The following is a 10,051-nucleotide window of genomic DNA, read 5'->3' on the forward strand; positions in this document are numbered from 1 at the left end:
GGAAAACGTCGAAAAATGGCGGGGTTGGACAATTCAAATATTGGGTACCGATATATCTGCTACGGCCTTGGCACAGGCGCGGGAAGGGCGGTATTCGCAGTTTGAAATTCAGCGTGGCCTTTCCGTGACACACATGCTTCGCCATTTCGAGCAACAGGGCGAAGAATGGGTGGCCAAAGATGCTTTGCGCAAAATGGTGACGTTCACGGAGCATAATATGCTGACGCCCGTGCGCCATTTTGGCCGTTTTGACGTCATTTTATGCCGAAACGTGCTTATGTATCTTAACGACGATAAGCGTACACATGTTTTGGAAGCGATTGCGCCATCCATGGAAGAGGGCGGGCTCTTAATGCTCGGCGCCGCCGAAACCGTCATTGGGCAAACGCAGAAGTTTCGCGCCAGCAGAGCGTTTCGCGGTTTTTACGAGTTGGCGCCGGGCCGGCAAGGCGCGTAACCAGCAAAAGTTTCCCGCATCGGCTTATATTGCGTGCAACGGTGGACTTACCTATGGTCGCCTTATGACCATGATCTGGAACCCATCACCCAATTTTGGCGAGCGCAGCTTGCCGATCACGATGCTTGTTTTGCACTATACCGGCATGCAGTCGGGTGCAGCCGCCATTGACTGGCTCGCGAACCCCGCTTCCAAAGTGTCGGCGCATTATGTCGTCGATGAAGACGGCCAGCTGGTCCACATGGTGCGTGAGGAACAAAGGGCGCAGCATGCCGGGCTGTCCTATTGGCGCGGTGTGACGGACTGCAACAGCGCCAGTATTGGTATTGAGATCGTCAATCCCGGGCATGAATTTGGCTATCGCCCGTTTCCCGAAGCGCAAATGGACACCGTGACGCGTTTGGTCGCCGGAATTGTCCGCACGTACGGAATTGATCCGCGAAACGTCGTCGGTCACAGCGACGTCGCGCCAACACGTAAAGAAGATCCGGGCGAGCTATTTGACTGGGAACGTTTGGCAAAGCTTGGGCTTGCTGTTCCACGCCCACGAGAAAAGCTGGTTGATCCCGGTTGGCCGGACGCCGCGTTCCTTTTGGCGTTAGAACGTTATGGTTACAGCATATCAGATGGACGTGCAGCTACGGTCGCATTCCAGCGTCGTTTTCGTCCCGAAAATGTTGAAGGCGTGATCGACGGAGAATGCCGGGCAATATTGCTGAGCTTGCTCTTGGAGTATGAGGGCGGACCTGCTATCTAAGCCATGCCAGAGGGTTGGGCGACCGCCGCTTAGTGGGTAACTGCTATGGGGAGGAAAGTCCGGGCTCCAGCGAGGAACGGTGCCGGATAACGTCCGGCGGAAGCAATTTTAGGGAAAGTGCCACAGAAAACAGCCCACCGCATTTCGATGCGGCCAGGTCGAAACGGTGCGGTAAGAGCGCACCGCGCTTTTGGTAACAGAAGCGGCAAGGCAAACCCCACCGGGAGCAAAACCGAATAGGGGCGGCATATGGCATCCTCCTGCCAGTCGCCCGGGTTGGTTGCATGAGTGCCGCAGCAATGCGTCGCCTAGATGAATGGTCGCACATCCGCTTACGCCTCGGCCGCAGCGGAGGACAGAACCCGGCTTACAGACCCTCTGGCTTTTTACCCCACGCCCAATAAGCGATGCCCAATATGGCAAGAACAACCGCCTCGACAATGATCGGCGGGGCAACAGGGGCGCTGAACCCGTCGAACGCGATACTGACAATGCGGCCGATTAACGTTGCACTCAAAAGGATGGCAGTCGCAACAAGCGCGCCCCGATGCTGCCGGAAAGCGGCGAACAAGGTGAAGGCACCAATTCCCAAAAACAATCCTCCGACGTCGGCGCGCAGGTTCGCGCGGCCGATATCATCGATTGCTGCAATGCCGCGCCCTGTGAACGCTGCGTCGAAGCTAAACCAATGCTGTGCAGCGCCAAACAGCGCAAACACGCCAATTGCTCCCAGCAATACCCGCAATAACATATTCATGACCCCTCCATTTACGCGAACGTCAACATTTACATGTTCGCGCCATTATGTTTTCTTCTGCCGAGAAACACATTTTTCAGAGGGAGAAGTCAATGTCGATTGTTGCTCGCGCGAAGAATATCATTTTAAAACCGACGGATGAATGGAATGTCATTGCGGACGAACCAGCAACCGTTGGCGGGTTGTTCACCGGATATGCGATGATCTTGGCAGCTATTCCCTTGGCCGCTGGCATAATATTTACCGGCGCATTGGGAATAAATACCGCTAGTCTTGGGGGCATGGGCGGCGGGGCTATGGAAATGGGCTTTGGCGCCATCGCGGCAATGGCGGTGGTGGGATATGTGTTTTCCCTCGTCACGCTTTTTGTGATGTCGTTCCTCGTAAATGCTGTGTCCCCCAGCTTTAACGGCAAGTCCGACATGGTCCAGTCGGCAAAGCTGATGACATATGCATCAACCCCAACTTGGGTGTCGGGACTGGTCGGCTGGATCCCCATATTGGGCGGTCTAATTTCTTTCGCCGCAATCGCGTATGTCGTTTACCTGATCTATCTGGGGCTGCAGCCTGTGCTCGGTGTTCCTAAGGAAAAGGTCGCGGGATTCACCGTTGTCATCGTGCTCATCTATGTCGTTCTAACTGTCATTATTTCCGGCATCCTGATCGGCATTGCTTTTTCGACCTTGTTCGGCGGCGGGATGATGGGCGGCGCTCTGTCCGGCGCATAAATTGCGTTTACGCCACTAGCAAAATGCGCATGCCGTCGCTAAGTCGGCGGCATGGTGCGTACCACTCGACGAAATGACTGGGGTTTTCCCCGCTGGCGCGGCTATGGCAGCAGCACCGAAGCGCAACAGGTGCGTCTGTGCGACCGCTATGGTTGCAACAAAGCCGGAAACTGCCCCGCACCGAAATCACCCAACAGCCCGGATCGCTGGATGTTCTGTGAAGAACATGCCGGTGAATATAACCGTGGTTGGGACTATTTCGAAGGTCTGACCAAGGAAGAAGCCGACGAGCGCGAGGCCAATGAGCGCCGCGATTCATCGGGCTACAAAGAATCCGCACATTATGGTTGGGCCGGGTCCGGCGACGGCAGCCGTAGCCGTGATGAAATGCACGCGCTCGATATTCTGGGCCTTGAAAGCGACTCCACGTTTGATGACGCGAAAAAAGCCTGGCGCAAAATCGCCAAGGAAACGCATCCCGACGTAAACCCCGGCAACGCCGACGCGGCCATGGCTTTTCAGGCGGGGCAGGCGGCTTATGACGTTCTGCGCGTTGCCGAAGAACGGCGCGAGTGGAAGGGTTAGTTACTTGCGTGGGCCAAATTGCAAGCGCATAGGGCGCGCGTGATTCGCGCATCTTCGCCTTTCCGGAATATAGCTGCAGCACTGATATTGCTGGCGCTGGCTTTGCGCGTCATCATTCCGTCCGGTTTCATGCCGTCGTCGGAGCGTGGTTTTGCGCTGACCATCTGTACCGGAATGGACACCCAGACCGTCTGGATGGACAAATCGGGTAAGCTGCACAAGGAAGACCCATCCAAAGGCAAATCGGTTGAGCATCAACCTTGTGCCTTCGCGGGAGCCGCGATGGCTGCGGACGTGCTTTCCGCTGATTTCCAAGTTGCAATGGCGCCTGTTGCGCTCGCCATTCCTGTTTTTGCCAAACGCGAAGTATCGGTAGGCGCTGGCCTCGCTGCCCCGCCGCCACCAGCCATAGGGCCACCTTCTTACGTCTAAACTACAAGGCTGCTTTGCGGCCTATCTCTCGTTTAGATTTAGGAAAATATCATGAAATTATTGCCCATTTTGCGCGCGTCCGTCGCGTGCTCTGTTATTGCCATCATTACGCCCGCCGCAGCTGAAGAGGCTGCTGACACCACGATTATTGTCACCGGCCGTGCAGCCGCTGACGAGGCCGAAATATCGGCAAACAACACCGCAGGCGGCACCGACGTCGTTAGCCACGAAGATTATGCAGACAAGACCGTCGTGTCGTTGCGTGACACCTTGGCCTTTTCGGCGGGCGTGTACACCCAGCCGCGTTTTGGGCAGGAGGTCCGCATTTCCATTCGCGGTTCGGGTCTGTCGCGTGGCTTCCACATGCGCGGACTGACGTTGCTGCAGGATGGGGTTCCCATCAATCTGGCCGACGACAATGGCGACTTTCAAGAGCTTGAACCCATATTTTTCGACCATTTAGAGGTATATCGCGGCGCGAATGCTTTGAGGTTCGGTTCCGGCACATTGGGTGGCGCAATCAACGGTGTTACGCCCACAGGAGACAATGCCGCGGGCCTTTACCTTCGCGGTGATGTCGGCAGCTATGACTTTTATCGCGGCTTGGCGTCTTTTGGAGTGGGTGACGACGACGCCAATGCTTGGGCAGCGATCAGCGCCGATAGCCACAAGGGGGATCGGCAACACGCCCAGCGGAACTCAATGCGCTTTAACGGAAATGTTGGGCTTAGGATTTCGGATGTCGTGTCGACGCGATTTTACGCAAGTGCGACCACGCTTAATCAGGAATTGCCCGGTGCATTGACCCGCGCAACGGCTTTGACAGCGCCACGAACTGGCAATTTTGTCGGGGATCAGGCGCGCGATATCAATTCTGTTCGTATCCAGAACCGGACCCGTTTCGACTGGGGCAACAGCCAATTGGATGTAGGCGCGTTCTTGAATGCCAAAGAATTATATCACCCGATTTTTCAGGTTGTTGATCAGGTGTCGACCGATCGCGGCGTGTTCGCCCGTTATGACCGTGAAGGCGATATATGGAGCTTTACCCTTGGCGGAGAGTCCCGTTGGGGAACAATTGACGCAAAGCGCTTTATCAATGTGAACGGCAAGCGTGGAGCGCTTACCTTCGATGCCGACCAGACGGCCCGCACGTCGAATATGTATGGTGAGGTGCGTGCAACGCCTATTGCGGGCGTTACGCTTATAGCAGGCGGTATATATGCCGATGGTTTCCGAAAGCAGGTTCAAATCGTTCCGTCTGCCACAACGGGTGCAGCGTCGTTCGACGCTTTTTCGCCCAAATTTGGCGTGCTCTGGGAACCGTCTGAAGACGTCCAAATTTTTGCTAATTATAGCAAATCCACAGAATTCCCGACCTTCGTTGAACTCGCACAAATTGCGGCCTTCGTTCCTGTAAAGGAACAAACAGCATGGACAGCCGAGATCGGGACACGCGGGAAAATGGGATGGACGAACTGGGATATTGCCCTGTACTGTGCCAACATAAAACGCGAAATGCTGCAATTTACCGTAGGGCGGGACATTCCAGCGACAACGTTCAACGCCGATAAAACACGGCATCAGGGCGTCGAGGCTGCGTTTAGTGCAGCGCCGACCGATTGGCTGCGCTTCCGGCAAATCTGGCAGTATTCCGACTTCCGCTTTGTCGCCGATGCCCAATATGGCAACAACCGGCTGCCTGTGGTGCCAAAGCATGTCCTGCGGTCGGAGCTTCGACTTGGGAATGACGATTTGCATATTGCGCCGAATGTTGAATGGGTGCCCCAGGGTGCATGGGCCGACTATCGGAACACGACACGCACGACAGGCTATACCCTCTTGGGCTTATCTGCCGGCGCGCGCGTTATGGCGGGGGTCGATCTTTTTCTTGATGCGCGAAACCTGACCGGAGAGAAAGCCATCGGCGATGTGTCGGCCGCTATCCTTGCCTCCGCAGCATCCGCCATTTACTACCCGGTTGAACGCCGTGCCATCTACGGCGGCGTCCGTGCGCGGTTTTAGGAGACCAGAAATGGAAAATACGTCTTTCTACCGCACGATCTGGCGTTGGCATTTCTATGCCTCGCTCTTTGTCATGCCGCTGATCCTCGTGCTTGCGACAACTGGGGCAATCTATCTTTTCAAGCCGCAATTGGACCGTTGGGAGGAGCGCGCATTTACGAACCTGTCGACTGAACAGGCAGTGTCACCCAATGTGCAGTTGGCCGCTGTCATGGCGGCCAATCCGGGTGCGCAATTCCAAAGCTATCGCTTGCCCGAACATACGGGCGACGCCGCCATGATACATATCGGGCTCGCGGATGGCCAATCGATGCGCGACGTCTATGTGTCACCGCAGGGTAAAGTGTTGGGCAGCATCGATCCAGAAAGCCGGATATCCGCCACGGTGTCGCGGATACATGGGTCGCTGCTGATCGGCAAAATGGGTGATTGGATTGTTGAACTGGCGGCGTGCTGGGCGATCGTGATGATCCTGACCGGCCTGTATATGTGGTGGCCGCGCGGGCAGCGCTTTTCCGGTGTCGTGTGGCCCCGGTTGGGGAAGGGCAATCGCGTGTTCCTGCGCGATCTGCATGCGGTCACTGGCTTCTGGGTTTCAGGGCTGGCGCTTGTTTTGCTGACCACAGGACTGCCTTGGGCGAGCGTCTGGGGCGATGCTTTCCGTATTGCCCGCGCTGAATTGGGCCTCGTTCAAGGCGCTCAAGACTGGAAAACGGGCAGTGCCGCGCCGCATGCTGAGCATGATCATGATGCAATGATGAAAATGCAGGCTGCCGGCATTCCGCTGGTTGGCTTGGCGGACATGGTCGCCAAAGCGAAAGCCGAACGGCTGCCGCACCCGGCGTTGGTGAAAGCACCAGGCGCGCCTGAGCGTTTCGGCCCGCCTACGCCGATGGCTTGGACGGTTAAATCGGAGGCGCAGAACCGGCCATTGAACCGCGAGATCACATTCGATGTTGCAACCGGCAAGGAGATGTCGCGGAAAGGCTTTGCCGACAAGCCTGTCATTGATCGCGCGGTCAATTATGGAATTGCATGGCATGAGGGCCAGCTTTTTGGATGGTTCAATCAGTTGGTCGGGGTGCTCACTGCGCTTGGCCTGATCACATTGGTGGTGTCCGGTTTCCTGATGTGGCGACGGCGCAAGCCCGATGACGCGCTCGGCGCACCGCCGATTGCTGCGGTGCCACCAAAAATGCGCGGGGTTGCGTTGATCATCGGCATCATGGCGTTGCTCTTGCCGTTGCTTGCGCTGTCGCTACTTGTGTTATGGCTGTTCGACCGGCTGCTGCTGCCGCGACTGCCTGCACTTGCGATGTGGCTTGGGCTGCGTCCGGCTCAGCCGGCGTAACGCGCTGCCGTTTCGCGAATAAGCGAGATCATATTGGGAATGCCTTGTGTCCGGTTCGAACTTAACTGATTTTTGAGGTCGAACGGCGCAAGGGCATTTTCGATATCGGTCTTCAGAATATCGGCGGCGTTTTTGTGCTCCACCGTTTTCAGGACCAGCGCGATGATGCCTTTGGTAATCGCGGCGTTGCTGTCGGCCAGAAATGTGAGTTCGTTATCTGCGGTCACGGGATAGACCCATACATTTGCGGAACATCCCCGAACCAGCGTCGCATCGGTTTTCAACGCGGCGGGCATTTCGGGCAATTCGCGGCCGAGGTCGATAAGCAACCGATAGCGGTCATCGGCCTCAAGAAATGCATATTCTTCGGTAATGTCGGCAAATGTTGTCATGCACTGCGCATATGGCCGCGTTGCTTAGATATCAATCCCTGCCGCTATGGCTTCCAGCCTTTTTACGCGCTCTTTCAAATCGGCGACTTCAATACGCGACGTGGCCGAGGGCACAGGTGCATCATTGCCGTGCCGCATGGTTTCAAGCTCGGCATGCTTCAAAGCAATCCAGTCGCGCCAGCCGCGCAGGCTTAGTGACGACACGATGCCGACACACAGCACCGCAAAGGCGCCGATGATGATGTAGAAGTTGGGATCCTGTTGCATGGTCCTTCCTTTCCGTCCGCGCGCCGTTACCGGCTGCGCAGTTCCTCAATCTGACGGTTGATGTCGCTCGCGCTATTGTTTTCTGTCGCGATGCGCTCCAAAACCTGAATGCGTTCCTTCAAGGCCCGAATTTCGTCCTGCATCTGCTGCGTATCCGCATTGTTCAAAAGACGGTGGGTTTTGGTGCCCATAAAGTCTTGATCCTCAACGATCCCATGCTTTGCCTTTTGCTTCGTCTGGATAATCCTGCCGATCGTGATGATGGCAATGATTGCGACGACCATTTGAAACGGGTCCATTAATGGCTCCTCAATTCGACGGCCCGCGAAGGGCCTCTATTTCAGATGTTAACCGGTGACTGTCATCGACGATGATTTTTTCCACATTGGCGAGGCGGTCCTTTATCGATCCAAGCTCCGCACGCAGTTGCGCGTTTTCTTGGCTCAACAATTTTACGCGTTCGACGGCCTCCTGGTCGGTTTTGGGATAGACTGCCTGACCCCATGCACCATCAAGCGGGTAGCCATTTTTGATGCGCATCCATGTGGTGAGCACCCATCCAACCGAAATTGCGACAACGCCAATACCTATCATGGGGCCGATGGCCGTAATCATTGCTAGCTTGTCAGGGTCCATAGCTTCCTCCAATGCGCTTCAGCGTAGTTTTTCAATTTCTTCGGAAAGGCGCCCGGCCTTGTCCGTGACGATCCGCTCCAAGACAGCGACCCGTTCTTCCAGACGACCAACCTTGCCATTCAGCGTTTCATTTTCATTGCTGAGCAGCATGATTTTGCGCTCTGCTTCGGGATAGTCGCCATCGGTCAGCGCTGATTTTCCACCCCATTCATCTTCCAATGGGTAGCCATGTTTGGCGCGGATCCAGTTGTTGATGAGCCAACCGACTGTCATCACTACCACAATCGCAATGATGAAATTGGGGCCTGCAAAGCTCATTTGAATTCCCTCCATGGCAGACGGCGTGTGACGGGCCGGATGGGGCTGTCGCGGAAATCAACGCTCCAGTTGCGGCGATCCGCCTTGCGTTTTTTCTGTGCGAAGTGGCGATATGCAAACCAGGCAATCAGCCCGAGAATGATGAGTGTGAACATGAAATAATCCCTCCATTACGCCGTCGTTTATCGCAGGCTCTCGATTTCGTCGGCCAACTGCTTGTTATTGCTGACATAATAGGTTTCCATTTCGGCCAACCGGTGGTCGATTTCGCGGAAACGCGAACGAATATCGCGGGTTGTGCGGGCAGGTGACTGACGCACGCCCTGCCAGAATTTCTGGTCTTGCCGATCGTCGGTATACAGATGCACGGGCTTTGGGTTAGCCATCCAGGCGGTGATGACATAGGCAATTAGCGTCCACGGAAAACCGCCCATCAAAGTGAGCATCACCGCGCCAAGGCGAACCCAGAGGACGTCAACGCCGGTATAGTCGGCAATCCCGGCGCAAACGCCTTTCCATTTCGCATTCACCTTATCGAGGTAGAATTTGGTATGTGTACCAGCCATTTTAGCGGTTCCTTTCTAGCCTGCGGACATTTTCGGGGTCGAAATCTTTTGTTTCATGGTCGATGCGACGTGCCTGCCATTCAGGATTTTCCTGCGCGACCAGACGCTCGACGGTATCAAGACGGTCTTCCAGACGACGGGCAAGATCGTTCATGTCACCCAGCATCCGCTCGTCATCATTGGTAAGCGTTGCCGCGGTTTTCCAACGGGTGACATAATGCAGGATGAGCCAAGGTAGACCGACAAATATGGTCGGTATCACAATGATTTCGGAGCCAAATTCCATTTCAACCTTCCTTCTGTGCGTCTTGTTTCATGGCTTTTTTCATCGCTTCCAGCTCGGCATCGACAACGTCGAAGGACTCAAGTGCTGCGATTTCGTCGCCCAAGCTGCGTGGCGCGTCTGAACCGATGGACAGCGAGTCCGCATATCCCTGCGCTTCGTCCACGCGCCGTTCGAGCACGTCAAAGCGTGAGAAAGCTTCGCGAACCTTGTCGCCATTATACATAGTGCGCAGCTTGACCTGATTCTCGGCGCTTTCAAGACGCGTCATCAACGCGTTCTGGCGGCTACGGGCGTCGGCGAGCTTTTTCTGCAGCTTGTGAATGTCCTGCTCCGACGCTTTCAGCGCGTCGTTGAGAACATCGACCTCCGCCGTCAGCTGGTCCTTCATGTCGGTCGCCTTGCGCTTTTCGACCAAGGCCGCCTTGGCAAGGTCTTCGCGATCTTTTGACAGCGCGAGATGGGCCTTGTCGGTCCAGTCAGCTTCAAGCGTGTTT

16 protein-coding genes, 1 other RNA gene and 1 pseudogene are annotated in these 10,051 nt (G+C 55.7%); 8 read left to right on the forward strand and 10 right to left on the reverse strand.

Annotated elements, in window-relative coordinates:
• From ACIQ5B_RS08215 to rnpB, 3 genes are all read left to right on the forward strand, one after another.
• Positions 1-457, forward strand: a 457-nt coding sequence (locus tag ACIQ5B_RS08215) for a CheR family methyltransferase (protein ID WP_397598585.1), incomplete at its 5' end; no start/stop codon positions are given.
• A gap of 64 nt (positions 458-521) precedes the next feature.
• A complete protein-coding gene (locus tag ACIQ5B_RS08220) occupies positions 522-1,214 on the forward strand; it encodes an N-acetylmuramoyl-L-alanine amidase (RefSeq protein ID WP_397598586.1) in 693 nt (230 codons plus the stop codon).
• A 6-nt stretch (positions 1,215-1,220) separates the two neighbouring features.
• Positions 1,221-1,600: RNase P RNA component class A (gene rnpB / locus ACIQ5B_RS08225), an RNA gene on the forward strand.
• Positions 1,601-1,686: 86 nt separating this feature from the next.
• Here the strand turns inward: rnpB and ACIQ5B_RS08230 are convergent.
• A pseudogene (locus ACIQ5B_RS08230) lies at positions 1,687-1,971 on the reverse strand (hypothetical protein); the annotation flags it as partial.
• Positions 1,972-2,063: 92 nt separating this feature from the next.
• Between ACIQ5B_RS08230 and ACIQ5B_RS08235 the strand changes: the two are divergent.
• From ACIQ5B_RS08235 to ACIQ5B_RS08255, 5 genes are read left to right on the forward strand one after another with little or no spacing between them, the layout of a single operon-like run.
• Positions 2,064-2,699 carry a Yip1 family protein gene (locus tag ACIQ5B_RS08235; protein WP_397598587.1) on the forward strand — a complete coding sequence of 212 codons (636 nt, stop codon included), beginning with the start codon at positions 2,064-2,066 and terminating at the stop codon, positions 2,697-2,699.
• 51 nt (positions 2,700-2,750) lie between these two features.
• Entirely contained in the window at positions 2,751-3,284 is a 534-nt protein-coding gene (locus ACIQ5B_RS08240) for a J domain-containing protein (protein WP_397598588.1), read from the forward strand.
• 39 nt (positions 3,285-3,323) lie between these two features.
• Positions 3,324-3,716: a hypothetical protein gene (locus ACIQ5B_RS08245; RefSeq protein WP_397598589.1), complete on the forward strand. Its 393-nt coding sequence runs from the start codon at positions 3,324-3,326 to the stop codon at positions 3,714-3,716.
• A gap of 51 nt (positions 3,717-3,767) precedes the next feature.
• Positions 3,768-5,741: a TonB-dependent receptor family protein gene (locus tag ACIQ5B_RS08250; protein WP_397598590.1), complete on the forward strand. Its 1,974-nt coding sequence runs from the start codon at positions 3,768-3,770 to the stop codon at positions 5,739-5,741.
• Positions 5,742-5,751: 10 nt separating this feature from the next.
• On the forward strand, positions 5,752-7,092 hold the full coding sequence (locus ACIQ5B_RS08255; protein ID WP_397598591.1) for a PepSY-associated TM helix domain-containing protein: 1,341 nt from the start codon (positions 5,752-5,754) through the stop codon (positions 7,090-7,092).
• Here the strand turns inward: ACIQ5B_RS08255 and ACIQ5B_RS08260 are convergent.
• From ACIQ5B_RS08260 to ACIQ5B_RS08300, 9 genes are all read right to left on the reverse strand, one after another.
• Positions 7,080-7,484, reverse strand: a complete 405-nt coding sequence (locus tag ACIQ5B_RS08260) for a SufE family protein (RefSeq protein ID WP_397598592.1) — start codon at positions 7,482-7,484, stop codon at positions 7,080-7,082. The two genes, ACIQ5B_RS08255 and ACIQ5B_RS08260, sit on opposite strands and share 13 nt — an antisense overlap.
• A 24-nt stretch (positions 7,485-7,508) precedes the next feature.
• Positions 7,509-7,751 (reverse strand): hypothetical protein, encoded by a 243-nt coding sequence (locus ACIQ5B_RS08265; protein ID WP_183940990.1) that lies wholly within the window; start codon positions 7,749-7,751, stop codon positions 7,509-7,511.
• A gap of 26 nt (positions 7,752-7,777) precedes the next feature.
• Positions 7,778-8,050, reverse strand: coding sequence for a hypothetical protein (locus ACIQ5B_RS08270; protein WP_397574514.1), 273 nt, complete (start codon positions 8,048-8,050; stop codon positions 7,778-7,780).
• A 10-nt stretch (positions 8,051-8,060) separates the two neighbouring features.
• On the reverse strand, positions 8,061-8,387 hold the full coding sequence (locus tag ACIQ5B_RS08275) for a hypothetical protein (RefSeq protein WP_395636124.1): 327 nt from the start codon (positions 8,385-8,387) through the stop codon (positions 8,061-8,063).
• An 18-nt stretch (positions 8,388-8,405) separates the two neighbouring features.
• On the reverse strand, positions 8,406-8,705 hold the full coding sequence (locus ACIQ5B_RS08280) for a hypothetical protein (protein ID WP_397574515.1): 300 nt from the start codon (positions 8,703-8,705) through the stop codon (positions 8,406-8,408).
• Complete coding sequence (locus tag ACIQ5B_RS08285) at positions 8,702-8,860, reverse strand: hypothetical protein (protein ID WP_397574516.1); 159 nt, start codon at positions 8,858-8,860, stop codon at positions 8,702-8,704. Before ACIQ5B_RS08285 ends, ACIQ5B_RS08280 begins: the two co-directional genes overlap by 4 nt.
• A 27-nt stretch (positions 8,861-8,887) precedes the next feature.
• On the reverse strand, positions 8,888-9,271 hold the full coding sequence (pspC, locus tag ACIQ5B_RS08290) for an envelope stress response membrane protein PspC (RefSeq protein ID WP_397598593.1): 384 nt from the start codon (positions 9,269-9,271) through the stop codon (positions 8,888-8,890).
• Position 9,272: 1 nt separating this feature from the next.
• Positions 9,273-9,557, reverse strand: coding sequence for an envelope stress response membrane protein PspB (pspB, locus tag ACIQ5B_RS08295; protein ID WP_397598594.1), 285 nt, complete (start codon positions 9,555-9,557; stop codon positions 9,273-9,275).
• 1 nt (position 9,558) lies between these two features.
• Positions 9,559-10,051, reverse strand: a 493-nt coding sequence (locus tag ACIQ5B_RS08300; RefSeq protein WP_397598595.1) for a PspA/IM30 family protein, incomplete at its 5' end; no start/stop codon positions are given.

Origin of the sequence: Sphingorhabdus sp., from assembly GCF_044374345.1 — a bacterium.
GTDB lineage: Bacteria > Pseudomonadota > Alphaproteobacteria > Sphingomonadales > Sphingomonadaceae > Sphingorhabdus_B.

Coding starts and splice junctions, on each gene's coding strand:
- ACIQ5B_RS08235 (WP_397598587.1), top strand. CDS start 2,064: ATGTCGATTGTTGCTCGCGCGAAGAATATCATTTTAAAACCGACGGAT.
- ACIQ5B_RS08255 (WP_397598591.1), top strand. CDS start 5,752: ATGGAAAATACGTCTTTCTACCGCACGATCTGGCGTTGGCATTTCTAT.
- ACIQ5B_RS08240 (WP_397598588.1), top strand. CDS start 2,751: ATGGTGCGTACCACTCGACGAAATGACTGGGGTTTTCCCCGCTGGCGC.
- ACIQ5B_RS08275 (WP_395636124.1), bottom strand. CDS start 8,387: ATGGACCCTGACAAGCTAGCAATGATTACGGCCATCGGCCCCATGATA.
- pspC (WP_397598593.1), bottom strand. CDS start 9,271: ATGGCTGGTACACATACCAAATTCTACCTCGATAAGGTGAATGCGAAA.
- ACIQ5B_RS08250 (WP_397598590.1), top strand. CDS start 3,768: ATGAAATTATTGCCCATTTTGCGCGCGTCCGTCGCGTGCTCTGTTATT.
- pspB (WP_397598594.1), bottom strand. CDS start 9,557: ATGGAATTTGGCTCCGAAATCATTGTGATACCGACCATATTTGTCGGT.
- ACIQ5B_RS08280 (WP_397574515.1), bottom strand. CDS start 8,705: ATGAGCTTTGCAGGCCCCAATTTCATCATTGCGATTGTGGTAGTGATG.
- ACIQ5B_RS08260 (WP_397598592.1), bottom strand. CDS start 7,484: ATGACAACATTTGCCGACATTACCGAAGAATATGCATTTCTTGAGGCC.
- ACIQ5B_RS08270 (WP_397574514.1), bottom strand. CDS start 8,050: ATGGACCCGTTTCAAATGGTCGTCGCAATCATTGCCATCATCACGATC.
- ACIQ5B_RS08220 (WP_397598586.1), top strand. CDS start 522: ATGACCATGATCTGGAACCCATCACCCAATTTTGGCGAGCGCAGCTTG.
- ACIQ5B_RS08285 (WP_397574516.1), bottom strand. CDS start 8,860: ATGTTCACACTCATCATTCTCGGGCTGATTGCCTGGTTTGCATATCGC.
- ACIQ5B_RS08265 (WP_183940990.1), bottom strand. CDS start 7,751: ATGCAACAGGATCCCAACTTCTACATCATCATCGGCGCCTTTGCGGTG.